Genomic DNA, 24,226 nt, shown 5'->3' with positions numbered 1-24,226 from the left:
AATTCCTCAAACATCCAACTCCTCCACAAACCGCGCGTTCTCCTGAATGTACTGGAACCGCAGTTCGGGTTTTTTGCCCATCAGGCGCTCGACAAGATCGCCGGTCTCGCCGGGCTCGTCCTCGTCGATGGTAACACGGATCAGTTTGCGGGATGCCGGGTCCATCGTGGTCTCTTTCAGGTCCTTGGCGTCCATTTCGCCCAGACCCTTGAAGCGCGAGACGTCGATCTTGCCCTTGCCGCCCAGACCTTTTTCCATCCACGCGTCACGCTCGGCCTCGTCCAGACAATAGACGCGTTTGGCGCCTTGGGTCAGGCGGTAGAGGGGCGGGCAGGCGAGGTAGAGGTGGCCCGCGTCGATCATGGGCCGCATCTGGGTGAAGAAGAACGTCATCAGCAGTGCTGCGATATGCGCGCCGTCCACATCCGCGTCGGTCATGATGATGATCTTGTCATAGCGCAGGTCGTCAACGTTGAAGCGGGTGCCAAGGCCCACGCCTAACGCTTGGGTCAGATCGTTGATCTCGGCATTGGTGCCCAACTTGGAACTGGCCGCGCCCAGCACGTTCAGGATCTTGCCGCGCAGGGGCAAAAGGGCCTGTGTTTTGCGGTTGCGGCCCATCTTGGCGGATCCGCCCGCCGAGTCGCCCTCGACGATGAATAATTCCGTGCCGTCCCGTGTTGAACTACTACAGTCCACCAACTTGCCGGGGAGACGAAGTTTCTTAGTGGCGGACTTGCGTTGTGTTTCCTTCTCGGCCCGCCGGCGCAGACGTTCCTCGGACCTCAAAATGAGGAAGTCGAGGATCGCACCGGCGGATTTGTTGTCCGCGGCCAGCCAGTTGTCGAAATGGTCGCGGACCGAGTTTTCGACCAGCCGCTGTGCCTCGACCGTGGCCAGACGGTCTTTGGTCTGGCCGACGAATTCCGGTTCCGAGATGAAGCACGACACCAGCGCGCAGCCACCGGTGATCAGATCATCACGGGTGATTTGCGCGGCCTTCTTGTTGTTGATCAGTTCTCCGTAAGCCTTGATGCCTTTGAGGACGGCGGCCCAGAACCCGGCCACATGGGTGCCGCCTTCGGGTGTGGGAACGGTGTTACAGTAGGACTGGATGAACCCGTCGCGCGAAGGCGTCCAGTTGATCGCCCATTCGACCTTGCCGGGGGCGTTGAATTTTTCCTGAAAGTCTACTGTGCCCGCAAAGGGCTGCTCGGCATAGGTGGACGAGCCGTTCATCGTTTCCTTTAGGTAATCGGACAGACCGCCGGGGAAGTGGAAGGTGGCCTCGGTCGGGGTTTCGCCGTCGTCGATGTGGGACTTCCAGCGGATTTCGACGCCCGAGAACAGGTAAGCCTTGGAGCGGATGGATTTGAACAGGCGGGCGGGTTTGAACTTGTGGTGGCCGAAAATATCGGGATCGGCGTGGAAGGTCACCATTGTGCCGCGCCGGTTGGGGGCTGCGCCGACCTTTTCGACCGGCCCCAGCGGAACACCACGAGAGAAGCGTTGCTCAAATAGCTGCTTGTCACGAGCCACCTGAACGACCATCGAATCCGACAGAGCGTTGACAACGGATGCACCAACCCCGTGCAAACCGCCCGAGGTCTGATAGGCTTTGCCCGAGAATTTGCCACCCGCATGAAGGGTGCACAGGATGACTTCCAGCGCGGATTTGTCAGGGAACTTTGGGTGCGGGTCAATTGGGATGCCGCGCCCGTTGTCGCGCACGGTCAGGGCGTAATCGGCATGCAACTCCACCTCGATCCGGTTGGCATGGCCCGCCACGGCCTCGTCCATCGAGTTGTCGAGGATTTCGGCGACCATATGGTGCAAAGCACGCTCATCCGTGCCGCCGATATACATGCCGGGGCGTTTGCGAACCGGTTCCAGGCCTTCAAGCACCTCAATCGATGAGGCGTCATAGGTATTGGTCGCTTCTGGCGTCAACAGGTCGTCGGGCATGGGCGCTGCTCTTTTTTATATGTTTTGTGCATTATGGCAGTGAGTGGGGAGTTCGGAAAGAGCCTATGCGGCTTCACCTGAAGCATACAGCCAGAAATACGGCCTTATGTGACCTTTTACATGGATCGGGATTGCTGAGACGGTTACTGTGACTGAGATGAAAAACTCGGGAAACGATCGGAAACTAGCCGCAATTTTGGCCGCAGATGTCGTTGGGTATTCCAACCTGATGAGCGAGGATGAGGCCGGAACGTTCAAGGCGTTATCGGTACTTTTGCGCGATTCTATACGCCCAATGATCGAGCGGCATGGTGGTAGCATCGTCAAATTGATGGGCGATGGGTTGCTGGCTGAGTTTGCCAGCGCAACCGATGCGGTCACATGCGCTTCAGAATGGCAGTCTGCCGCCACGGATGGGAACAGCTTTCAGTTTCGGATTGGCGTAAATCTGGGTGATATTATCCATCGCAACGGCGATATATTCGGAAATAGTGTCAATATTGCAGCCCGGCTCGAAGCTCTGGCTGATCCGGGGGGAATCTGTGTGTCCGCCTCTGTCCGTGACCAGATTGCGAGAAGCAGCGATCTGCGTTTTGTTGATCTCGGCCCGCAGAAGGTTAAGAATTTGAACGAGCCAGTACAGGTGTTTTCGGTTTTGCCTGGAAATGCGGAACGCGTTGCGCGGCCCCGGGCAGAGCCTGTCGCTCCGGTACTCGCCCCGCTGGACAAGCCGTCGATTGCGGTGCTGCCCTTCGACAACATGTCCGAAGATGGCGATCAGGACTATCTGGCGGATGGAATAACAGAAGATCTGATCACGGCATTATCACGCATTCGATGGTTCTATGTGATCGCGCGCAACAGTACGTTTACCTACAAAGGAAAAGCAGTCGACGTCAAAGCCGTCTCGCGTGAACTGGGTGTGCGCTACGTCCTTGAAGGCAGTATTCGCTGCGCAGGCGGTCGGGTGCGTGTAACGGCGCAATTGATCGATGCATCGGATGGTCACCATGTATGGGCAGAACGGTATGACCGGCAACTCGAGGATATCTTCGAGTTGCAGGACGAAATGACCCAAACGATAATCGGTGCCGTAGAGCCGGAGATTTCCGCAGTAGAGCGTGCGCGTGTCGCAGGAAAGTCACCCGACAGTCTGGACGCGTGGGAATCCTTTCAGCGCGGGGTATTTCACATGTGGTCGTATTCGCAGGATGACCACGATGCTGCACTGTCATTCCTGACGCGAGCCAGTGAACTAGATCCGGGTTTTGCGCCAGCTCACGCCTACAGAGCTTATGTGCATTACCAGAGTGTTGTCATGCATTGGGTCAAGACTGACGAGATGCAGGTCGAGCTGGACGCCGGGTTGGAGGCGGGGCATAAGGCGCTTGCGGCTGACTCACGTGATGCGGTTGCCTATTTCGGCATTGGACGCATCTACATGATGAAAGGGCGGACAGAGGATGCGATTGCGGCGCTGGAATCGGCGATCGAACTCAATCCCAGTTTTGCGCAGGCCTATCACGGGCTGGGTATGGCCCTGTGTCTGGCCGGACGATTTGATGAGGCACATAAAGCCAATGCCATGTGTGAACGGTTAAGCCCACGTGACCCGATTATCTGGGCATCGCTGGTGGTACAGGCTCTTACATTTTTGTTGTCACGAGATTACGATAATGCGCTGATTTGGGCGCAGAAAACGCGTCGGCATCCCAACGCCGTCGGTTATTGGCCACATGCTGTACTTGCCGCGACGTTGGCGCAACTTGGGCAGATTGAGTATGCCAAACAAGAATTGGCCTTGGCCCTGCAAGAAGTTCCAACCTTGTCGATCAGTGAGCTTCACAGCGCCTACCCGACCACGGACGAAGGTGGGTTGCTCCCTTATCTGGAAGGGCTGAGACTTGCCGGGCTGCCTGAATAGGCGAAGCCATTATCGGATAGGAATGATATGATGAGTTGGATCAGAACGGTGCCGTTCAACGAGGCAACAGGAAAGCTGAAGAAGCTTTATGAACGGGTGACTGGCCCGGATAACAATGTCGACAACATCATGATGGCACATTCGTTGCGTCCGCATTCGATGGAAGCCCACATGGCGGTTTACAAGAACGTTCTGCATCACTCGGCCAATACGGTGCCCAAGTGGTTTCTGGAAGTGCTCGGCGTTTGGGTCAGCGCGTTGAACCGATGCGGCTATTGTGTCGAACATCACTTCGCCGGACTGCAACGGCTGTTGCAGGATGAAGCACGCGGAAATGAGATACGTGCCGCGATTGAGGCGCGTGATCCGGCTTCGGCCCCATTGGACGCGGCGCAGGTGGCAGCGATGGGTTACGCGCGTAAGCTAACCGAGGCGCCAGGTGATCTGATCGAGGCAGATGTTTCCGCTCTGCGGGAGGCGGGTTGGGAGGATGGAGAGATCCTCGAGATCAACCAGGTGTGTTCGTATTTCTCCTATGCCAACAGAACGGTACTGGGGCTGGGATGTTCGACCGAGGGGGATGTTTTGGGGTTGTCGCCGAACAATTCCGACAATCCCGGCGATTGGGGGCATCGGTAAGGGTAGAGTGAGGGGCTTTCTCCGCCGCCATTGGCTCTCGAACCAATGGGCAAGTAATGCCTGCTCTTCGGGATCTTATAGCCAGTCAAAGACTGGATCAGGGCGGTTCGTGGGAAGTGATCGCTGTGCTGGATAACGGCGGATTGGACGAAATATCGCATCATAATTGCGGGAAAACATAAGTCAGTTTGACACCAATCAATGCGCGGGCCGAGGTCATTTGCTAGAGGTTTCCAAAGACAGTGAAGCCGAGGAGAACAAGCATGGACGCCACGCCCGAGACAGCCCGGAAATCGCCTCAGATCAAAACGGTAACTCCCTCAAAGCCAGATAGCTCAGCACCCAGCCCTGAAAAAATCCGGCAGGCCTTTGAGAGCGGCCGATACCCCTATGGCCGCAAGTTGGCACGTAAGGAATACGAGGCGCAGAAGGCCGAGTTGCAGACTGAGTTGCTGAAGGTGCAATTGTGGGGGCAGGAAACCGGGCAGCGGTTTGTATTGTTGTTCGAGGGCCGTGATGCCGCAGGGAAAGGCGGTACGATCAAGAGGTTCATGGAGCATCTGAACCCGCGTCAGGCGCGTGTTGTGGCGTTGAACAAACCGACCGGTGAAGAGAAAGGGCAGTGGTATTACCAGCGCTATGTGCAGCAGCTTCCGACGGTCGGCGAGATGGTGTTTTATGACCGTTCCTGGTACAATCGCGCAGGCGTCGAACGGGTGATGGGGTTCTGTTCTCCTAACGAGTATCTGGAATTCATGCGGCAGACGCCCGAGTTGGAGCGGATGCTGGTTCGATCGGGTATTCAACTTTACAAATACTGGTTCTCGGTCACGCAGGAAGAACAACAGCGCCGCTTTAGAAGTCGCGAGACCGATCCGCTGAAACAGTGGAAACTGTCGCCAATCGACAAGGCCAGCCTGAGCAAATGGGATGACTATACCGAGGCGAAAGAGGCGATGTTCTTTTATACAGACACCGCGGACGCGCCCTGGACTATCGTCAAATCCAACGACAAGAAACGCGCGCGCCTGAACTGTATGCGTCACTTTCTGTCGACGTTGGATTACCCGGACAAGGACCACAGAATCGTGGGTGAGCCGGATCCGATGATCGTCGGGCAGGCCCATCACGTGATCCACCGCTCGGACCATATCAATGGGACAGCGTTGCATCCTGAGGTCAAGATTGGCTGATGGCCAAGGCCATTGCCCGAGAGGGTGATGGCTTTTTGCTCACGCAGCTTCGAAAGTCTCACCTTGAAATAAATCTGTCTCGCTCTTGTCTTGCAGACCGGTCAAGCCTAAGGCTGGCGAGATGAACAAGGTGATGACATATCCCGGTCATTTGCGCGCGATAACGGTGCTGGGCCTGCCTTTGATCGGCGGGCATCTGGCGCAGTTCGCTATTGGTCTGACCGACACTATCATGTTGGGGTGGTATGGGATTGAGGCGCTGGCGGCGGTGACGTTGGCCAGTAGCTATTTCTTTGTCCTTTTTCTGTTTGGTGCGGGGTTTGGCCTGGCTGTTATGCCCATGGTTGCGACCGCTGCAGCAGAGGAAAATGAGACTAGTATTCGGCGCTCCACGCGGATGGGTTTATGGTTATCGCTGATCTATGCAACAGTGATGATGCCCCTTCTGTGGTGGTCATACCCGATATTGATCGCATTAAAGCAAGAGCCGCAAATAGCTGAAACAGCGTCAATTTATCTGCGGATTGCGGGATGGGGTCTGTTCCCGGCACTGCTGGTGATGGTTTTGAAATCCTACCTGGCCGCGCTTGAGCGGACGCAAATCGTGCTTTGGATTACCGTCGTTGCTGCGATGGTCAATGGGGTAACGAATTATGCGCTGATTTTCGGAAATTGGGGGGCCCCCGAGCTTGGGGTAATCGGTGCGGCTATCGCCTCGGTCGTGACGCAGACCGTCGCGCTGGTGGCGGTTGTGATCTATGCGGTGAGGGCGCTGCCGGACCACAGCTTGTTTCAACGCTTTTGGCGTCCGGATTGGGAGATGTTCATGAGTGTTCTGCGCTTGGGTGTTCCCATCGGACTGACGACACTGGCCGAGGTTTCGTTGTTCGCGATCTCAGCCGTGATGATGGGTTGGTTGGGCCCGGTGCCGCTGGCTGCGCATGGCATCGCACTGAACCTCGCATCTGCAACGTTCATGGTGCATCTGGGCCTGTCGAACGTGGCTACCATCAGGGCGGGCAATGCACTGGGCCGTCGGGATCGGGCGCATCTTGAGAAAGGTGCGATTACAGTGATCGGGATGTCTTTGGTGATGTCGGTTCTGACCGTTATCCTGTTCCTGACCTGTGCCGAACCATTGATTTCGCTGTTCATGGAAACCGATGATCCACAGCGGCCACAAATTCTGCTGATTGGTTCCGGGCTGCTGGCGATGGCTGCTCTGTTCCAGCTTGTCGATGGGGCGCAGGTGATCGCGCTGGGCCTGTTGCGTGGGCTTCAGGATGCCAAGGTTCCGATGGTGATGGCTGCGCTCAGCTATTGGGTGATCGGTATTCCGGCCTCTTACTACTTTGGCTTTGTTCAGGGGATGGAGGGGATCGGTGTGTGGCTCGGCCTTGTGCTGGGTCTTGCCTGTGCTGCCGTGCTTTTGATGGCCCGCTTCTGGTTGCGATCTGTGCACGAAGTCGGTGAGGTTCCCGCCTGAGCGATCACTTTTTGCTGATCCGGTCCGACTTTTTTCTAACCAGAACCGATCGCAGATCGTGCATCGCCATCAAAAGTCGATCAGTCACTCCTTCCAACTGTTCATCCGTTGCCTTGGATTGCGCCCATTGCGTGGTCAGGTTCAAATGGTCAACCGTACGGTGAATATCGTCGATGTCGCGCCGCGAAAGCAGAACCTTGCGTTCCTCCATCCACCGAGCGATTTCAGTTTTGTCGGTGTCGGTCAGAATGCGCTGGCCCTGCGGTTTGACCTCACCATTGCGGATATTGATCACTGCAATCTGGTCCATCTCAATCCGGCGCTGGCGGTTCTCCGTATCGACCCTGAACACCGCTGCACCGTTTTCTCGCACACGGAAATAGTACTCGGGCAGGTCAGTGGACATTCGGGCCTCCGGGGTCAGGTCAGCGCGGCGCAGAAGCGTTGGATGCGCGCGCAGGCTTCGGTCAGGGCTTCATCCGAGGTTGCGTAGCTAACGCGGAAATTCGGTGACAGGCCGAACGCCGCGCCAAACACCACTGCCACGTCGGCCTCTTCCAGCAGGGCGGTGGCAAACACTTGGTCAGAATCGATTACGGTGCCAGCGGGCGACGATTTGCCGATCAGACCCGAGATTGAGGGATAGACGTAAAACGCGCCCTCGGGTGTCGGGCAGGTGATGCCGTCGATCTGGCTCAGCATTTTGACGACCAGATCGCGACGGCGTTTAAAGATCTCGTTGTTGGGTGCAAGAAAGGCCTGGGTTCCGTTTAGTGCCTCAACCGCAGCCCATTGGCTGACCGAACAAGGGTTCGAAGTCGATTGTGACTGTACCTTACGCATAGCTGCAATCAACTCGACCGGGCCTGCGGCATAGCCAATGCGCCAGCCGGTCATGGCATAGGCTTTGGACACACCGTTACAGGTCAGCGTCCGGTCATACAGCCGCGGTTCAACCTGTGCAGGCGTACAGAATTCAAACCCGTCATAGGCCAGATGCTCATACATATCGTCGGTCATGATCCAGACATGCGGGTGGCGCATCAGCACATCGGTCAATGCTTTCAACTCATCCCGGCCATAGCCTGCCCCCGTGGGGTTCGAGGGCGAGTTGAAGATGAACCATTTGGTGTTTGGTGTGATGGCCGCCTCCAGCTGCGCGGGCGTCAGCTTGAAATTGTTTTCGAGGCTGGTTTCCACCTCCACGGGTGTGCCACCCGCCAACAAGACCATATCGGGGTAACTGACCCAATAGGGCGCAGGGATGATCACTTCATCCCCGTCATTCAGTGTTGCCATCAGCGCATTATAGAGTGTCTGCTTGCCGCCAGTCCCGACCGAGACCTGAGCGGGCGTGTATTCCAGCCCATGGTCGCGCTTCATCTTGGTGCAGACGGCCTGTTTTAACTCGGGGATGCCATCTGGCGCGGTATACTTTGTCTTGCCTGCGGCGATGGCAGCGATGGCGGCATCCTTGATATTCTGGGGCGTGTCGAAATCGGGCTCACCCGCGCTGAGTCCGATGACGTCTCGTCCGGCTGCCTTCAATTCGGCCGCCTTCGCTGTCATAGCGATCGTGGGCGAGGGTTTTACGCGTGACAATGTCGCAGACAGGAAACTCATGGGCGGCCTCGGTTTGTATGTTCAGCCTGTCTGTCATAGGGTGCGCGGGAATATCGATCAAGCCAATTGAAACCCACCTATTGGAGTCCCCGATGAACGACGAAAATGACTGGTTCGGTCCTGATACTGCAACTTTCGGGGATCGCGTTGCTGGTGCGCGCGATGCGGCTGGCATGACCCAGACTCAGTTGGCGCGTCGCCTTGGGGTCAAAAAGGCCACGATTGTCGGATGGGAAGATGATCTGTCTGAACCCCGTGCCAACAAATTGTCGATGATGGCCGGGATGCTGAACGTTTCGATCATGTGGCTTCTGACGGGTGAAGGCGATGGTATGGACACCACCGCGCTTGCCGGGGACGTCGATGCCGAATTGAACGAACTGGTGGTCGAACTGCGTTCGATCCGGGGTGAGATGCGCGCCAGTTCCGAGCGTCTGGCCCGCGTAGAGAAGGCATTGCGCCTGAAACTGGAACGCGGTCAATGACAGAATCCCGCGATACGCGTATCAAACGCATGAAAATGCGTTCGATGCGGCGCGGGATCAAAGAGATGGACCTGATTCTGACGGCCTATGCGGACCGCAACCTGTCTTCGATGGATGAAGATGGGTTGAACACCTTTGATGCTCTGCTGCATGAAAATGATCAGGACCTGTACCAATGGGTGACCGGGCAGGCCAGCCCGCCTGCGCCGCTGGCGGATCTGATCGCTGATATCGCGCAGACCTTTCAAAAATAGAGAATAATCAGGCTTAACCGATTTTTCGGGAATTCGCGTCATGTTTTTAGAAACAGCGCGATGAATCGGAGGATTGGATGAGTATGGAGTTACAGGTCGCCGCGCCCGGGACCAAGGGGTTCATGACGAGCTATCTTGAGGCGTTGGCGCTGGTCGAGCGTTTGCACCGCTTGCTTCTGGATGTCATCAAGGATGAGTTCGAGCGCGTTGGTGTGTTAGAGATCAACGCAGTACAGGCCCTGCTGTTGTTCAATATTGGTGATCACGAGGTTACAGCCGGAGAGTTGAAGAGCCGTGGCTACTATCAGGGCAGTAACGTCAGCTACAATCTCAAGAAGCTGGTCGAGATGGGCTATATGCATCATCAGAGATGCGAGATCGACCGCCGCTCGGTCCGCGTGCGCCTGACGCCGCGCGGGCGAGAGATCCGGGATATCGTATCAGACCTGTTCGCCCGCCACGCAGAAGGGTTGCAAAGCCGAGGTGTGATCGGATCTGACGGCATCGAAGAGATCACCGGATCATTGCGCCGGGTGGAACGATACTGGACCGATCAGATTCGTTATATCTATTGATCTCGGGTAAGCCGTGCCTTTGACAGCACCAGCCCGTCAGGTTTGTAGATCAGTTTTCGGGCGATCGATTCTTGATTGTTCCAGGTCAGGCGTACGCCTCCTGGCGGTTCAGCGCTGGTGCCAGACAGCACTGCAAATCACATCGGCAGGTCAGATAGCAAAGCGATACGACGTCAAAAAGGATCAGTCTGCTATCTCCGTTTGCAGCGCGCTGAGTTCCAGACCTTTCAATTCCCGCTCAAGTTTGCGACGCATGGCGCGTTCGAAATCGTCAAACCCTTCAGCGATTTCGAGGAATGCACCGGGACCGTGTAGAACGTTTTGTTGAAAGAACGGGATCAGGTCGATTTCACCCTCGAAATCGGCGGCATTGATCACCAGCCCGTTGACGATGGTGTTCTCGAAAGGAAAGTGTTTGTAGGCAATTTGCGGCCCGTAACCGTCGTTGTTCTTGCCATCGCCGGATATGTCGATGGTTTGTGACAGGCATCCAGGGGCACGTTGTAAAAGAGTCGCGCCATACGCCAGTGCATGGCCCATCGCAGTGGGGTAATCGCTGGTAGATCGCTCGGAGATACCTATGCGATGGGCAGCTGTGACCAGATCTGCAGTTGTCGTGATTATTTGCCAATCCAGCAGGAGCTTCTGGTTGAAACTGCCAGACCATTCATAAACCGCCAATGCAACAGGCTGTGGTGAAACAAAGAACGCCTCCTGTATCTCGGGCGCGATCAGGGCGGCGGCTAACCCTTTACGTTGCAACGCATCCTCGGTGGCATCAACCGAGGTCGAAACATCCATCGCCAGCACCAGCGCCAGCCGACATTGCTCGGCCCAAACGGGGCTGCCCGCAACGAACAGCCCCAGAGATGTTATCCAGCGGATCACCAGTGGCCGGCGCTTTCCATGCTCGCCCAAGGCTCTGCCGGTTCCAGGGCCTGTCCGTTTTGCAGCAACTCGACCGAGATATTGTCGGGCGAGCGCACAAATGCCATGCGACCATCACGAGGCGGTCGGTTGATCACGACTCCGTTGTCCTGAAGGTGCTGGCAGGTCTCGTAAATATTGTCGACGCCATAGGCGAGGTGGCCAAAATGGCGGCTGTCACTAGGCAGATCATCGTCTCCATCCCAGTTATAAGTCAGCTCGATCGGGGCATCCTCTTGTCCCGGTGGTGCGAGGAACAATAGCGTGAATCGACCCGCTTCGCTTTCATAACGGCGGGTCTCTTTCAGGCCCAGAAGCTCATAGAATGCCATGGATTTCTCAAGATCCTTCACGCGGACCATAGTGTGAAGATATGTCAGCCCCATCGCGACTTTCCTTACATTGATTGTGATGATCAGCAGCTTAGCGCGCCGCGGTCCCATGTCGAGGGGCAGCTCGGGCACATTTCCAAAATTGCGCATTAAGCCGCACATATCGCGGTTTCGATGGTCGAAAAGCCGATATATAGTGGTGGGCGACTCATTGCTGGAAAGGACAATTTCATGCCGCTGTCTTACGACCAACTGGCCGAGATCGAAGCGCAACGTGCACAGTCGAGCCCGACACGACGCGTCGTTGCCGAAGGCATGGAAGACAATCTCTACACAGCGCATCAGGTTCTGGATCACGGGTTTGTGCGGGTCATTGACTATATGGGCGATGATGCCGCGATCTGTCAGGCGGCGCGTGTGTCTTATGGGAAGGGCACCAAATCCGTCCAGAATGACGAGGGCCTGATCCGCTATCTGATGCGGCACTGGCATTCTACCCCGTTTGAGATGTGCGAGATTAAGCTGCACGTCAAACTGCCGGTGTTCGTGGCGCGCCAGTGGATTCGCCACCGGACGGCAAATGTAAACGAATACTCGGCCCGCTATTCGATTCTGGACCGGGAATTCTACATCCCCGCACCCGAACACATGGCCGCGCAATCCGAGGTCAACAATCAGGGTCGTGGCGATGCGTTGCAGGGCGAAGAAGCGGCGCGCGTGCTGGAAATTCTGAAGGCGGACAGTGCACGCTGTTATGACAATTACGAAGCGATGATCGGGCAGGATGATCAGCAGGGGTTGGCGCGTGAACTGGCGCGAATGAACCTGCCCGCAAATATCTACACGCAATGGTACTGGAAGGTGGACCTGCACAATCTGTTCCACTTCCTGCGTCTGCGGGCCGACCCGCACGCGCAGTATGAAATTCGGGTCTATGCGGATATGATGTGCAAGATCGTTGCCGATTGGGTGCCGTTCGCCTATCGCGCGTTTGAAGATTATCGCCTTGGTGCGGTCAACCTATCGGCCCAGATGGTGACCTGCCTGCGTCGGATGCTCAGCGGTGAAACCGTCACTCAGGAGAATTCAGGCATGACGGCGCGGGAATGGCGCGAGTTTGAAGGGGTAATTCGCGAGGGCTGAAGAAAACCTTTGCGACTTAAGCTACCGGTTCGTTGAGAAAACACAAATACGCGCATTGAAACAGCTTCAGTGCGCATTGAAGATAGGTTCCTGAGATCGGTCAACGGCCGAAAATTGGCCGCCAACCTTCTTTGTCTTTCCCGCCGGGGCGGGTTTTGCCTTACAGCGGCTTCAAATCAGCCGCCATCTGGCGACCGTCACGTCCGTCTTCAAGCTCGTACGAGACTTTTTGATTGTCAGCGAGTCCGGTCAGGCCGGATCGTTCTACGGCCGAGATGTGTACAAACACATCTTTGCCACCTTCATCGGGGGCAATGAAACCAAAGCCCTTGGTTGTATTAAACCATTTCACGGTGCCAGTTGGCATTTCCCGTGTCTCCTTCTACTTACACGTTGTCCCACAAATCGGTGGGGGTAGTGGTTGGCAAGACCGCAACACATCACTGTTCGCCCACACGATACAGCCCGGGTTGCGTGTTTCGCCTTTTTCAACATTGCACGGTGAAGTAAAAAATCAAGAATAACTGAGGTAACCTAATCGGTTTGTTCGAAATTACAGCAAATACAGGGTCAGTCAGACAATGCGGCTTTATGGGTTAAAGACTTGTGATACTTGCCGTAAGGCATTGAAATCACTTAATGGTGTTGAATTTATTGATGTGCGCGTGCAGGGAGTTCCCGAAAATGTACTGTCAGCAGCATTCGAGAATTTCGGCAAAGCCTTGCTCAATACACGATCGACAACCTGGCGGGGATTGGACGATGAGACGCGCAATCGGCCGGTGCTGGCCTTGCTGACGGATCACCCAACACTGATGAAGCGACCATTGATCGAGGCCGATGGACAGATGTATCTGGGCTGGACACCGGAAACCCGTCAGGCTCTTGGCGTTGCCTGAATGACTGCCTAAGTGACACAGGCAACAAACGGAGACCTTTGAATGCGAAATGCTGCCATGATACTGGGCGTCATTGCCGGAGTGATCGGAATGATAGTCGGATTTTTCGGTTACGGATTTGTGGAATTCATCGATCAGTTTGGTGAGATCGAAGGCATTGCTGAACAGGTGGACAACCCTGCTTTGATCCAGACGGCTTCGATCGCGGCGCCGCTTTTGGCAATTGTTGGGGGTGCAATGGCCCATTCACGGGCTTTGATCGCGGGCGTTCTGCTGCTGGTTTCTGCGGTTGGGATGTATTACGCCTTTGGCTTTGGTGTTTTTACCATGTTCCCGATTGCCTTTGCGGGCGTGGCAGGTTTGCTTGGGCTCGCCGCAGGAAAACCGGACGAGCCCAGGGCGCATTTCTAGGTCACTTCAGGCGCAGCAGCCGATCCACCGAAAGCGGGCCTGCGCCGTTGATTACGATCACCAACAACAGGAATGTCCACATGACGCGCTGATCCATCAATGTGATCGCGTTATCGAACAAACCACCCAGTTTGACGCCGTGCCCGGTGACATCGGTGAGGGTCTGAACCCAGACAAAGCCGATCATTCCAAGCGCAGCAAAGCGTGTCAGCAAACCGACCAGCAACAACACGGGCAGGGCAAACTCGGCCACTGTACCAAAGAAGATGACAACACGCTGGAAGAAAGTCATCTGCGAGACGTCATACAGAACGGCTTCGGCGGCTTTGGGGAAAATCTGTCCAAATGCCCCGGCAGACGGCGAAAAGATCGAGCCATCGATTTTCAGCGTGGCCGAGTTCCAGTAATAGACAAACAGGACCGCGACAAAGACGACCCGGGCCAGAGTTGGTGTCAGCCAACCGGACGCGTGATCCGCTTTTTCCATTGCGTTGTTGTAGGTTGAGATCAGGGCAGTCATGTGTCCAGCCTTTCGATAGTCACAGAAGTTATTGCACCGCCCTGCAAAAGCAGTGCCAGAGTGGTTCCAAGGTCAAATTCGGGCGTCTCCGCCACTGTGGTTTCAAATGCTTCACCAATTGTTTGGCCGTCCTGAACGCGCAGGATCCATGCCGCACCACCCGGTGGTAATGAATGCGGGGCAGGGTCGTATTCGGGACGTGTGATCAGGACATCCTGAGCACCAGCCTGAGGCTTGGGGGCATTTTTTTCGGTGTTGAACAACCAGATTGCGTGAACAGGCCAGTCTGATCGCAAGACTTGCGCTGCCGGGGCAAGCGTCAATCTGGCCCGCATCAGATCTTCGGGTGGAATGCTGAGTGCATCGGGATCAATGGATTGGCTATCGGCGGCATGATAGGCGTGCCGCAGCGCCAACTCCAGACGCGCGACATCTGGCAGGTATCCCAGATGCGACAGTTGCTCCATCCCTTCCAGAAAGGTGGGGAATTCATCACCATAAAGCATCATCAGAGGTGAGGTGGGTGGGTGCTGACGCAGGAATATCCCGGACAGCCCGTCCATATTCTGTGCCCCCAACAATCTGGCGATGACTGGGAAGGCCTGATGCATCGCCTCAGTCAGTGAGACGGCAACGTTGTTGCGGTAAACGCTAAACCTACGCCCGGCGGGTTGGGCCTCGGCGTCCAGCAGCCCATCGGGGATTGGTTGACTGGCGTCCAGCAGTGCGCTGTGAAATGTGGTCTGCGACACACTCATGCGGGCACGCGGTCCAGCGCTTTTTGCGCACGTTCGGCCTCGGCCCGCAGAATGGGCCAGTCCGGCACATCAGTGTCCCATTCGATCAGCAACGGTTTAGGGCCTGACTTGTTCAGTACGTAGTCCAGAAGGGCCCAGACCGGATCGACCACCTCGCGCCCATGGCTGTCGATCAAAAGGGGGTGACCGTGATCGTCTTCGTCTTCGTCGTGACCGCCCAAATGAATCTCGCCCACCTGATCCAGCGGATAAACATCAATATAGCCTTGCGGTGAGAAATCCAGATTGGTGGCCGAAACAAAGACGTTATTTACATCCAGCAACAGCCCGCAACCGGTGCGCCGGGCAATCTCGCGCAGGAAATCGGGCTCGGACCAGGTGCTTTCCTCAAAAGCCAGATAGCTTGAGGGGTTCTCAAGCAGCATTTGCCGCCCGACCACTTCTTGCACCTGATCGATATGGTCGCAAACACGTGCAAGCGTTATGTCGGTGTACGGCAGAGGCAGCAGGTCGTTCAGAAAGTGGCTGTCATGGGTCGACCACGCCAGATGCTCAGAGAAACTTGCCGGGTTCAGCCAGCCAACAAGATGCTTCAGGCGCGCCAGATGGTCGGTATCCAGCGGAGTTTCGCCGCCGATGGACAGCCCGACACCATGTACGGAAATGGGAAATTGTTCAGACATATGACGTAGTTGGGCCAGTGGCCGCCCCCCGTCACCCATATAGTTTTCGGCATGAATTTCCAGCCAAGCCACAGGCTTTGCTTGTTCAAGGATTTGCGAAAAATGCTGTGGTTTATACCCAACGCCCGGAGCCGCAGGCAACCGGTTCGATCTGAGAGCGTCATCCAACATTTGCAAATCCTCTGATCGCGACAAAAGGGCGGGCGATCATGCCCACCCTTTCTGGTTCGTATGGACAGCCTTATGCGGGCAGGTCACGCTCCAGCGGCTCAAGCGAGCCTTTGCGGGCCGCACCGTCCGCGGTTTTCGGCAGCTCGATGTCGGCGCAGGTGCCTGCGTCAACCAGGGTCCATGCGTTGCCCTGATAATCGACGGTCGATGTGCCCGCACAGGTGGTGCCGGGACCGGCTGCACAGTCGTTTTGACCGGCCAGCGAAACGCCATAGCACTTCTCTTTGGCCTGGGCTGTTGCGGTCGTGGCAGCGCCGGAAACGGCTGCAGCAACAGCGCTTGCGATAACCAGTGTTTTTGCAGTGTTCGACATCTTGGTAATCCTTGTTAATGACTGCGTATGTCTGCTTGTGACAACGACAAAGGTAATGGTTCAGGGGCAGCAGTTGAATTCACGAGCCCGTGTCTCACAACCCCGTCAAAGGTCGTCATGCACCCTTGAAGGTTAACAAATTGTTTTTGAAAAGAAAAATGATATTTGTTTCAATCCGGCCCAAATATCAGGGCCGGATTTCAGGCAGTTTGCTGCCGAATGTTACAGCAGATCGGGCGGCGTCGCGGCCAGGCCCAGTTCTTTTGTTACAGATTCAAGCGACTGAACTTGCGTCTGTTTTTCACCCAGGCGGCGGACACTGACGGTGCGTTCGTCAACTTCTCGGTGACCAACTGCAAGAATGACCGGCACCTTGCCAACCGAATGTTCACGAACCTTGTAGTTGATCTTTTCGTTACGAATGTCAGCCTCGGCGCGGACACCAGCGGCTTTCAGAGTTTCAACCACTTCAAGCACATAGTTATCCGCGTCGGAGGTTATCGAGGCGACAACAACCTGACGCGGGGCCAGCCAGAAAGGAAGCTTGCCGGAATGTTCTTCGATCAGAATTCCGATGAAACGTTCGAAAGATCCCAGGCAGGCGCGGTGCAGCATCACCGGGCGATGCTTTGCGCCATCCGCGCCAATATAGGTCGCGTCCAGTCGTTCGGGCAGAACGAAATCCACCTGGAACGTGCCGCATTGCCAATCACGCCCGATGGCGTCTGTCAGTACAAATTCAAGTTTCGGCCCGTAGAACGCGCCTTCACCGGGGTTCAGTTCAGGCTCAACTCCAGCTGCGCGGGTCGCCGTTAACAGCGCCTCTTCGGCTTTGTCCCAGACGTCATCTGAGCCGGCACGTTGTTCGGGGCGATCCGAGAATTTAACTTTGAAGCTTTCGAAGCCGAGGTCTTTGTAGACGTCTGTCAGAAAGCTGATGAACCGCGCGCATTCGCCGCCAATCTGGTCCTCGGTCGAAAAGATGTGCGCATCATCCTGCGCAAAACCACGCACGCGCATGATGCCGTGCAGGGCGCCAGACGGTTCATAGCGCGCGCAAGAGCCGAACTCGGCCATGCGTAGCGGCAGGTCGCGATAAGATTTCAGGCCCTGTTTGAAGATCTCTACATGGCAAGGACAGTTCATCGGCTTGAGCGCGTTCACCGCCTTTTCGCGGGCATGATCCTCGTCGACTTCGACGATGAACATATTCTCCTGATACTTGTCCCAGTGACCCGAGCGTTCCCAAAGCTTGCGATCAACGACCTGCGGGGTGTTCACCTCTACATAGCCTCCGCGCTGTTGTGCGCGGCGCATGTAGTCCTGCAGCTGGGTGTAGATGGTCCAGCCATTGGGATGCCAAAAGATTTGGCCCGGAGCCTCTTCCTGCATGTGGAACAGATCCATTTCACGGCCCAGCTTGCGGTGGTCGCGCTTGGCGGCCTCTTCCAGCATATGCAGGTGAGCCTTCAGTTTTTCCTTGCCGGTGAAGGCCACTCCATAGATGCGCTGCAACATGGCGCGATCACTGTCGCCGCGCCAATAGGCACCGGCGATGGACATCAGTTTGAAGGCATCGCCCGGCACCTGACCGGTATGCTGCAAGTGGGGGCCTCGGCACAAATCCTGCCAGTCGCCGTGCCAGTACATGCGCAGCGGTTCGTCGCCTGGAATGGCGTCTATCAGCTCGACCTTATAGGGCTCGTTATTCTGAGTGTAGAAATCAATCGCACGCTGACGATCCCAGACCTCGGTGGTCACGGCGTCGCGTTTGTTGATGATTTCCTTCATCTTTTTTTCGATCTTGCCGAGGTCTTCGGGTGTGAACGGTTCGGCCCGGTCAAAGTCATAATACCAGCCATTTTCGATGACCGGGCCAATGGTGACTTTGGTGTCAGGCCAGATCTCCTGAACGGCACGCGCCATGATATGAGCCAGATCATGACGGATCAGTTCATTGGCCTGCGCTTCATCCTTCATGGTGTGGATGGCGATTTGGGAATCGGCGTTGATAGGCCATTGCAGGTCCCAATGCTTGCCGTCGACCGTCGCCGAGATCGCCTTTTTGGCCAGCGAAGTCGAGATGTCGGCAGCGACCTGAGCCGGCGTGACGCCTGCGTCAAAGGATCGTGAATTGCCATCGGGAAAAGTAAGGGAGACTGACTGTGAGTCCAGGGCCATATCGGCTCTCCTCGTCGGTTTGGCGCCCACTGAACGCCCGGTTGCGGGTTATGTGTGTTCGGCCCATGTGGCAGTTGGTTGAACGCGTGTCAAGGGTGGGAGCGAGGGGCACCGCCCCTCGCGCACCCCGAGGTATTTTTGGCCAGATGAAATGGGATCCACTAATTGCGATGTGCGTGGTGACGTGCATGATGCGAGAAAAGCAGCGAGGGTTTCATGGCAGATACTAAATTTCTGGAAACGGCACAGGGGCGGCGGTTGGCCTATCACAAGACGGAAGGATCGGGGCCGATCATTGTTTTTCTGGGCGGTTTGAAATCGGATATGGAAGGCACCAAAGCGGTGCATCTCGAGGCCTGCGCGCGCGCGCGCGAGCAGGGCTTTCTACGATTTGACTATTCCGGACATGGCGAAAGCTCGGGCGCGTTTACCGATGGCTGCATTGGAGACTGGCATGAAGATACGCTGGCCGCGGTTTTGAGATTAACCGATGGGCCGATGATTGTTGTGGGGTCGTCGATGGGCGGATGGCAGGCGTTGTTGTTGGCACGTGTCATGCCTGAGCGGATTGTGGCCATGGTGACGATCGCAGCGGCACCGGATTTTACCGAGGATGGGTATTGGGCTTCGTTTTCGGATCAGCAAAAGGCAGATCTGGAGACGGTCGGGCATGTGGAACTGCCATCGGATTATATGGAGCCCTACGTCATCACCAAGCGGATGATCGAGGATGGGCGCGACAGGCTGATCCTGCGCACGCCGCTTGATCTACCGTTTCCGGTTCGTTTCTTGCAGGGAACTGCGGATACTGCGGTTTCGACCGATACGGCAGTGCGTCTTCTGAACCATGCGAAGGGTCCGGATATGCAGTTGCTGCTGGTCAAAGATGCGGATCACAGATTCTCGGACGGGCCTTGCCTTGGATTGATCGAGCGCGCTGTTCGGGATGTAGTGGGAGACGCATGATGCAGCATTTTGGCTGGGTTCTGGGGCGTCTGCTGTTGGGCTTGGCGGTTATCTGCGGGTTGGTTTACCTCTTTGGTCCACGCGAGCAGGTCGAGCTGCACCCGCGCTTTGATCCACGCAAATTTGGCGAAGGCGTTCAGGTCTATTTCGAAAGTACGGAGTCTGCCTATGATGACATCGTGCCGGGCGTCGAGAAACGGGTGATCTGGCAGCAAGGGTTCTACGAACAGCGCACACCCTATGCGGTGCTTTATATGCATGGCTTTTCGGCCACGTCCGAAGAAATCAGACCCGTACCTGATCGGGTTGCGGACGCTCTGGGTGCCAACCTCGTCTACACTCGGCTTCAGGGGCATGGAAGGGATGGTGATGCCATGGCCGAGGGAACGGCTTCGGGTTGGATGCAGGATGCCGCCGAGGGGCTGGCGGCTGCTCGGGCGGTCGGAGAGCAGGTCATTGTGATGTCAACGTCGACGGGTGGCACTTTGGCCGCTTTGGCGGCGTTGGATTCTGAACTGAGCACAGATGTGGCTGCTATGGTGTTTGTGTCGCCGAACTTCGGGGTGAACACTGTTGCAGCATGGGTGCCGTCTTTGCCATGGGCCCGCATGTGGTTGCCGTTTCTGATGGGGGCAGAGCGGGATGTGTCCAGCGCTGACCCCGAGAAAAACCGGTTTTGGACGACGGTTTACCCTTGGCAAGCAGTTGTGCCGATGTCTGTCCTTGTGGATACGGCTTATGCGATGGACTTCGCGGACGCGCAGATCCCGGCGCTGTTCTGGTTTTCGGATGATGATCAGGTAGTGCGACCGGACAGAACGCATGAAGTGGCGCGGGCATGGGGTGGCCCGGTCTCGGTTTCATTGGTTACGATGGGGGGCAGAGATGATCCGGCCTCGCATGTTGTGGCAGGGCGATTGATGTCGCCCGGTCAGACAGACGCGGCGGTTACCGGCATGTTGGAGTGGTTATCAGAGCAGGGGATACAGTGATGGAGCAGCGTGTAAGCCTGATTACAATAGGCGTAGAAGACCTGGAAACAGCAGCAGTTTTCTATGAAAAGATGGGGTGGCAGCGTGTCGACAGCCCGGATGGCGTGATTGCATTTGATCTGATCGGGCAGACGCTGGGCCTTTATTCGCTCGCTGCACTGGCCGACGAAATGGGGATGGACGTCACCACGCTGGGGTGTGGGGCGATGACTCTGAGCTATAATTGCCGTGCGAAGGAAGATGTGGCGGCGGTGCTTGAGCGGGCGGAGCGTGCAGGAGCAGAGGTAATCAAGCCAGCATCGGATGTTTTCTGGGGCGGGCATCATGGGTATTTTCGAGCACCAGATCAGACAATCTGGGAAGTCGCGTTTAACCCGTTCTCGACATTGGCTGCCGACGGTTCCTTTCGCTGGTCCGGGTACTGAACATGCGCCGGCCCGGCAGCATGTGGAGCCTTGAGACACTGGGTCGGGTGCGCCTGTCCCGGCATTTCTTCATGCGCGATTTCCTGTATTCTGAGATCGGGAACTTTCATGCATTGCAGAACATTCCCAACAATCCTGACCTTGCTATCGAAACCGGGCGTGCCTTTTGTGAAACCCTGCTGGACCCGCTGGAAGAGACCTTTGGGCGCATCGCAGTTCGCTCGGGCTATCGTTCGCGATCTCTGAACCGGTTCGGCAATGAGAACAAACTGAACTGCGCCCGCAACGACAATCCGTTGGAGTGCCATATCTGGGATTGGGGTGAAGGCGATGCGCGGGTTGCAGGGGCCTCGGTCGTGATTCCTTGGTTTGCAGACCTTTACGCGCAGGGGCGTGACTGGCGTGATCTGGCTTGGTGGATGCATGACCATCTGGCGTATTCAGAGATCTGGTTCTTTCCCAAGCTCTGCGCCTTCAATCTGGTCTGGAGATCCAAGCCTATAAGGCGGATCGACAGCTATATCGCACCGCGAGGCTGCCTGTTGCGAACCGGAGCTGATCCCGAAGAAACGCTGGCCCAAAGGCAGGCGCGCTATGCGGATTTCCCACCGTTCAGAGCCATCAACTATCCCTGAAGTTTTGCTTGCCCGGCGATGGCAAACCTCTCATCCTGTAACAAAACAATAACAACGAGCGGAGGGCGCCAAGGTGATTGAGCCGTTGGTTTTGTTGCCCGGATTGATGTGCGACGCGCGGCTGTTTGCGGCCCAGATAACCGCGCTGTCGCATGAGCGCGCCGTCATGGTCGGTCCAATCTTCGGCGGCGAACGTATCGAAGAGATCGCGTCGGGTCTGCTGGATCAACTTCCGCATCGATTTGCACTGTCCGGATTCGGACTGGGCGGTAGCGTCGCGCTTGAAATAGCGCGGCGCGCGCCCGAAAGGGTGACGCGTTTGTGTTTGCTGGCAACCGATGCGCAGGCCGATACGCCTCATATTGCGGCCAGCCGTGAGGATCTGATCGTCGGTGCACAGGCCGGGCGGCTGGACGAGGTGATGCGCAAGGTGATCGGCTCGGACATGCTGGCCCCCGGACCGCAGAGAATCCCGATCCTGAACAATATCCTGCAGATGGCAGCGGCCGTGGGACCGGAGGTGTTCGTGCGACAGATGCGGGCGCTGCAGCGGCGCCCGGACCAGCAAAGCACGCTGCGCCGAATCAAGATTCCGACTCTGATTGTGTGCGGGGCACATGACGCTGATAACCCTGTCCGAAAGCACACGTTCCTGGCAGATCTCATACCCGATGCCGAATTACGTGTGATTGATCGGGCCGGGCATTTCCCAACTTTGGAAACTCCGGAAACAGTGAACGAAATGCTGCGGGACTGGCTGCAAATACCTCTGCGTCTGGCCTAATCGTAGTAGGTTGTGCGTTCTTCTTTGGTTAAAACGGTCGGGTGCGCAACGGGTTCACCAGTCTCGAACTTGAAGAAAGGCGTTTTCTTCCAACTTCCGGACAGTCGCGATCTCAGGGTCCGCTTCAGCAATCCAACTACGGCATAACGCAGTTTCTCATGAGATTGTTTGCCGTCGGGTCCGGGCACAAACCCGCGCGTTGTGATGGGGCCCAGGACGTCGGGGTTGAGGATACGCTTGACGATAAATCCCGCGAATGGAAATTTCGGTGTCATCGGCGTAGTCGCCAGAGGCGCATTGCAGCACTTGGCATACCAGCGCAACATGCCCTTGGGGCTCAGTTGCATCACGGCCAAATGCTCGGCTCCGGTCTCAATCTCGATGTCTTCGGGTGCCATCTGGAAGATCTCGACAGGTCCGGGCGCAGGGTCCGGCTGTTTGAAATATAGCTGAGCGGCGCGGCAGTCGTGACAATAACAGACGACATGTGTGCCGGACTTGACGCCGTGTTCTTTGATGCGTCCCGAGAGCGTTTTGCAATCGCAGCTAAAGGTGAGGTCCCTTGCTGCGTTACCGCTCATGCCACTTTGTTTTTGTTGGCAGCGCGACGGCGGGGCTTTCGGCTGTTTTCATTCATGAAATCAATCACAAGCGGGCGGATGTTGTCGCGCCAACTGCGGCCCGCAAAAATGCCATAGTGGCCCGCGCCGGGTTCGACATGGCTGGCTTTTTTGCTGTCTGGCAAACCGGTGCACAGATCAAGGGCTGCAATGCACTGACCGGGGGCCGAGATATCGTCATTCGCCCCTTCAACCGATTTTACGGCAACATCGGTGATCTTGCCGATATCAACCTTATGCCCGGCAACGACAAATTCATTGCGCGCGATTTCACGGTTCTTGAACACACGCTCGACGGTCGACAGATAGAACTCGGCCGTCATGTCCATCACTGCCAGGTATTCGTCATAGAAACGGTTATGGGCATCGTGGTCCGAGGCCTCATCCCGGCTGACACGCTGTATCTGATCCGAGAACGCCTTACCGTGACGCTCGGCATTCATTGACATGAACGACGCCAACTGCAGCAGACCGGGATAGACCATGCGGCCAACCCCTTTGTATTTAAAGCCAACACGCTGGATCATGGTTTCTTCCAACTGCCCCATTGTGACGCGGCGGCCGAAATCGGTCACTTCGGTCGGGGTGGCATCAGGATCGACGGGGCCGCCAATCAACGTCAGTGTGCTGGGCTGCGACTTGGGTTCGACTTCGGCCAGATAAGCGGTTGCAGCCAAGGTCAGCGGGGCGGGTTGGCAAACAGCGACAACATGCGTGTCGGGGCCAAGCTCTTTCATAAAATCGACAAGGTAGAGGGTATAATCCTCAACATCGAATTTGCCTTCGGACACGGGAATGTCACGCGCGTTATGCCAATCGGTGATGTAGACCTCACAATTGACAAGCAGGCTTTTGACGGTCGAACGCAGCAGTGTTGCGTAATGGCCGGACATGGGTGCCACCAGCAGAACCTTGCGCGGCTGCTCTTCACGTCCATTGACGCGGAAGTGGATCAGATCGCCGAACGGACGCTCGATCACGGTTGTGACGTCGACCAGATGATCTTTGCCGTCTTCGCAGGTGAAAGTGCGAATACCCCAATCAGGCTTGACGACCATACGTTGGAATGTGCGCTCGGTCACCTCGCCCCAGGCCGCCATCCAGTTGAACGCCGGATTAGGTGTCATTGAGAACAGGGGATAGGACGCCATCGCGCTTGCGGTTGCGCCAAGCCACTGGTTGGTGTTACGCATGGTTTCCATCAGGTCGTAAGTCATCATGTAGCGCATCGAATGTGCCTCCTGAGTATCAGCCTGAGAGTT

The 24,226-nt window shown here is 56.4% G+C and carries 28 protein-coding genes; 15 read left to right on the top strand and 13 right to left on the bottom strand.

The window, feature by feature from the left end:
• Positions 1-6 precede the first annotated feature (6 nt).
• Positions 7-1,965 carry a DNA topoisomerase IV subunit B gene (gene parE, locus BLU89_RS06040; protein ID WP_074735273.1) on the bottom strand — a complete coding sequence of 653 codons (1,959 nt, stop codon included), beginning with the start codon at positions 1,963-1,965 and terminating at the stop codon, positions 7-9.
• A gap of 157 nt (positions 1,966-2,122) precedes the next feature.
• On the opposite strand from parE, the gene BLU89_RS06035 reads away from it, so the two are divergent.
• From BLU89_RS06035 to BLU89_RS06020, 4 genes are all read left to right on the top strand, one after another.
• The gene (locus BLU89_RS06035; protein WP_074735271.1) at positions 2,123-3,889 is read left to right on the top strand and encodes an adenylate/guanylate cyclase domain-containing protein; all 1,767 of its coding nucleotides are present in this window, start codon (positions 2,123-2,125) and stop codon (positions 3,887-3,889) included.
• A gap of 30 nt (positions 3,890-3,919) precedes the next feature.
• Positions 3,920-4,528, top strand: coding sequence for a carboxymuconolactone decarboxylase family protein (locus tag BLU89_RS06030; RefSeq protein WP_074736431.1), 609 nt, complete (start codon positions 3,920-3,922; stop codon positions 4,526-4,528).
• Positions 4,529-4,791: 263 nt separating this feature from the next.
• Complete coding sequence (gene ppk2, locus BLU89_RS06025) at positions 4,792-5,721, top strand: polyphosphate kinase 2 (RefSeq protein WP_074735270.1); 930 nt, start codon at positions 4,792-4,794, stop codon at positions 5,719-5,721.
• 121 nt (positions 5,722-5,842) lie between these two features.
• Positions 5,843-7,207, top strand: coding sequence for an MATE family efflux transporter (locus tag BLU89_RS06020; protein WP_074735268.1), 1,365 nt, complete (start codon positions 5,843-5,845; stop codon positions 7,205-7,207).
• Between the two features lie 4 nt (positions 7,208-7,211).
• On the opposite strand, the gene BLU89_RS06015 is transcribed toward BLU89_RS06020, so the two are convergent.
• On the bottom strand, positions 7,212-7,613 hold the full coding sequence (locus tag BLU89_RS06015; protein ID WP_074735266.1) for a hypothetical protein: 402 nt from the start codon (positions 7,611-7,613) through the stop codon (positions 7,212-7,214).
• Positions 7,614-7,627: 14 nt separating this feature from the next.
• Positions 7,628-8,830, bottom strand: a complete 1,203-nt coding sequence (locus BLU89_RS06010) for a pyridoxal phosphate-dependent aminotransferase (RefSeq protein WP_074735264.1) — start codon at positions 8,828-8,830, stop codon at positions 7,628-7,630.
• Positions 8,831-8,922: 92 nt separating this feature from the next.
• Between BLU89_RS06010 and BLU89_RS06005 the strand changes: the two genes are divergently transcribed.
• From BLU89_RS06005 to BLU89_RS05995, 3 genes are all read left to right on the top strand, one after another.
• Positions 8,923-9,315, top strand: a complete 393-nt coding sequence (locus tag BLU89_RS06005; RefSeq protein WP_074735263.1) for a helix-turn-helix domain-containing protein — start codon at positions 8,923-8,925, stop codon at positions 9,313-9,315.
• Positions 9,312-9,569, top strand: coding sequence for a succinate dehydrogenase assembly factor 2 (locus BLU89_RS06000; RefSeq protein ID WP_074735261.1), 258 nt, complete (start codon positions 9,312-9,314; stop codon positions 9,567-9,569). Before BLU89_RS06005 ends, BLU89_RS06000 begins: the two co-directional genes overlap by 4 nt.
• A 77-nt stretch (positions 9,570-9,646) precedes the next feature.
• Entirely contained in the window at positions 9,647-10,144 is a 498-nt protein-coding gene (locus BLU89_RS05995; RefSeq protein ID WP_176797661.1) for a MarR family winged helix-turn-helix transcriptional regulator, read from the top strand.
• 183 nt (positions 10,145-10,327) lie between these two features.
• On the opposite strand, the gene BLU89_RS05990 is transcribed toward BLU89_RS05995, so the two are convergent.
• Together BLU89_RS05990 and BLU89_RS05985 are read right to left on the bottom strand one after the other, a co-directional pair.
• A complete protein-coding gene (locus BLU89_RS05990; RefSeq protein ID WP_074735257.1) occupies positions 10,328-11,032 on the bottom strand; it encodes a DUF1194 domain-containing protein in 705 nt (234 codons plus the stop codon).
• On the bottom strand, positions 11,029-11,457 hold the full coding sequence (locus BLU89_RS05985) for a VOC family protein (RefSeq protein WP_074736429.1): 429 nt from the start codon (positions 11,455-11,457) through the stop codon (positions 11,029-11,031). The genes BLU89_RS05990 and BLU89_RS05985 overlap by 4 nt, the downstream gene beginning before the upstream one ends.
• A gap of 177 nt (positions 11,458-11,634) precedes the next feature.
• On the opposite strand from BLU89_RS05985, the gene thyX reads away from it, so the two are divergent.
• Positions 11,635-12,546, top strand: a complete 912-nt coding sequence (gene thyX / locus BLU89_RS05980; RefSeq protein WP_074735255.1) for an FAD-dependent thymidylate synthase — start codon at positions 11,635-11,637, stop codon at positions 12,544-12,546.
• Positions 12,547-12,706: 160 nt separating this feature from the next.
• Here the strand turns inward: thyX and BLU89_RS05975 are convergent, their stop codons facing one another.
• On the bottom strand, positions 12,707-12,913 hold the full coding sequence (locus BLU89_RS05975; protein WP_074735253.1) for a cold-shock protein: 207 nt from the start codon (positions 12,911-12,913) through the stop codon (positions 12,707-12,709).
• A gap of 214 nt (positions 12,914-13,127) precedes the next feature.
• Between BLU89_RS05975 and BLU89_RS05970 the strand changes: the two genes are divergently transcribed.
• Positions 13,128-13,445, top strand: coding sequence for an ArsC/Spx/MgsR family protein (locus BLU89_RS05970; protein ID WP_074735251.1), 318 nt, complete (start codon positions 13,128-13,130; stop codon positions 13,443-13,445).
• A gap of 42 nt (positions 13,446-13,487) precedes the next feature.
• Entirely contained in the window at positions 13,488-13,856 is a 369-nt protein-coding gene (locus BLU89_RS05965; RefSeq protein WP_074735249.1) for a hypothetical protein, read from the top strand.
• A 1-nt stretch (position 13,857) separates the two neighbouring features.
• Here BLU89_RS05965 and BLU89_RS05960 read toward each other — a convergent pair whose 3' ends face one another.
• The 5 genes from BLU89_RS05960 to thrS all read right to left on the bottom strand — a co-directional run bounded on the left by BLU89_RS05960 (position 13,858) and on the right by thrS (position 18,542).
• Positions 13,858-14,376 (bottom strand): DoxX family membrane protein, encoded by a 519-nt coding sequence (locus BLU89_RS05960; protein ID WP_074735247.1) that lies wholly within the window; start codon positions 14,374-14,376, stop codon positions 13,858-13,860.
• Positions 14,373-15,134 carry an HvfC/BufC N-terminal domain-containing protein gene (locus BLU89_RS05955; protein ID WP_074735245.1) on the bottom strand — a complete coding sequence of 254 codons (762 nt, stop codon included), beginning with the start codon at positions 15,132-15,134 and terminating at the stop codon, positions 14,373-14,375. The genes BLU89_RS05960 and BLU89_RS05955 overlap by 4 nt, the downstream gene beginning before the upstream one ends.
• A complete protein-coding gene (gene bufB / locus BLU89_RS05950) occupies positions 15,131-15,988 on the bottom strand; it encodes an MNIO family bufferin maturase (protein WP_074735243.1) in 858 nt (285 codons plus the stop codon). The genes BLU89_RS05955 and bufB overlap by 4 nt, the downstream gene beginning before the upstream one ends.
• 70 nt (positions 15,989-16,058) lie before the next feature.
• Positions 16,059-16,361 (bottom strand): BufA1 family periplasmic bufferin-type metallophore, encoded by a 303-nt coding sequence (locus BLU89_RS05945; protein ID WP_074735241.1) that lies wholly within the window; start codon positions 16,359-16,361, stop codon positions 16,059-16,061.
• A gap of 222 nt (positions 16,362-16,583) precedes the next feature.
• On the bottom strand, positions 16,584-18,542 hold the full coding sequence (gene thrS, locus BLU89_RS05940; RefSeq protein ID WP_074735240.1) for a threonine--tRNA ligase: 1,959 nt from the start codon (positions 18,540-18,542) through the stop codon (positions 16,584-16,586).
• Between the two features lie 216 nt (positions 18,543-18,758).
• On the opposite strand from thrS, the gene BLU89_RS05935 reads away from it, so the two are divergent.
• The 5 genes from BLU89_RS05935 (at position 18,759) to BLU89_RS05915 (ending at position 22,344) form a co-directional block, all read left to right on the top strand.
• Positions 18,759-19,508, top strand: a complete 750-nt coding sequence (locus tag BLU89_RS05935) for an alpha/beta fold hydrolase (RefSeq protein ID WP_074735238.1) — start codon at positions 18,759-18,761, stop codon at positions 19,506-19,508.
• A complete protein-coding gene (locus BLU89_RS05930) occupies positions 19,508-20,500 on the top strand; it encodes an alpha/beta hydrolase (RefSeq protein ID WP_074735236.1) in 993 nt (330 codons plus the stop codon). The genes BLU89_RS05935 and BLU89_RS05930 overlap by 1 nt, the downstream gene beginning before the upstream one ends.
• Positions 20,500-20,925, top strand: coding sequence for a VOC family protein (locus BLU89_RS05925; RefSeq protein ID WP_074735234.1), 426 nt, complete (start codon positions 20,500-20,502; stop codon positions 20,923-20,925). Before BLU89_RS05930 ends, BLU89_RS05925 begins: the two co-directional genes overlap by 1 nt.
• 20 nt (positions 20,926-20,945) lie before the next feature.
• The gene (locus BLU89_RS05920) at positions 20,946-21,560 is read left to right on the top strand and encodes a hypothetical protein (protein ID WP_074736427.1); all 615 of its coding nucleotides are present in this window, start codon (positions 20,946-20,948) and stop codon (positions 21,558-21,560) included.
• A gap of 73 nt (positions 21,561-21,633) precedes the next feature.
• The gene (locus BLU89_RS05915) at positions 21,634-22,344 is read left to right on the top strand and encodes an alpha/beta fold hydrolase (protein ID WP_074735232.1); all 711 of its coding nucleotides are present in this window, start codon (positions 21,634-21,636) and stop codon (positions 22,342-22,344) included.
• Here BLU89_RS05915 and BLU89_RS05910 read toward each other — a convergent pair.
• Together BLU89_RS05910 and phaZ are read right to left on the bottom strand one after the other, a co-directional pair.
• A complete protein-coding gene (locus tag BLU89_RS05910) occupies positions 22,341-22,925 on the bottom strand; it encodes a DUF6151 family protein (RefSeq protein ID WP_074735230.1) in 585 nt (194 codons plus the stop codon). The two genes, BLU89_RS05915 and BLU89_RS05910, sit on opposite strands and share 4 nt — an antisense overlap.
• Positions 22,922-24,193 carry a polyhydroxyalkanoate depolymerase gene (gene phaZ / locus BLU89_RS05905; protein WP_074735229.1) on the bottom strand — a complete coding sequence of 424 codons (1,272 nt, stop codon included), beginning with the start codon at positions 24,191-24,193 and terminating at the stop codon, positions 22,922-22,924. Before phaZ ends, BLU89_RS05910 begins: the two co-directional genes overlap by 4 nt.
• Between the last annotated feature and the right edge of the window lie 33 nt (positions 24,194-24,226).

This window comes from Ruegeria halocynthiae (assembly GCF_900106805.1).
Classification (GTDB): Bacteria; Pseudomonadota; Alphaproteobacteria; order Rhodobacterales; family Rhodobacteraceae; genus Ruegeria; species Ruegeria halocynthiae.
The sequence above is the reverse complement of the archived record's forward strand: the minus strand, read 5'-3'. Positions and strand labels throughout refer to the sequence as shown.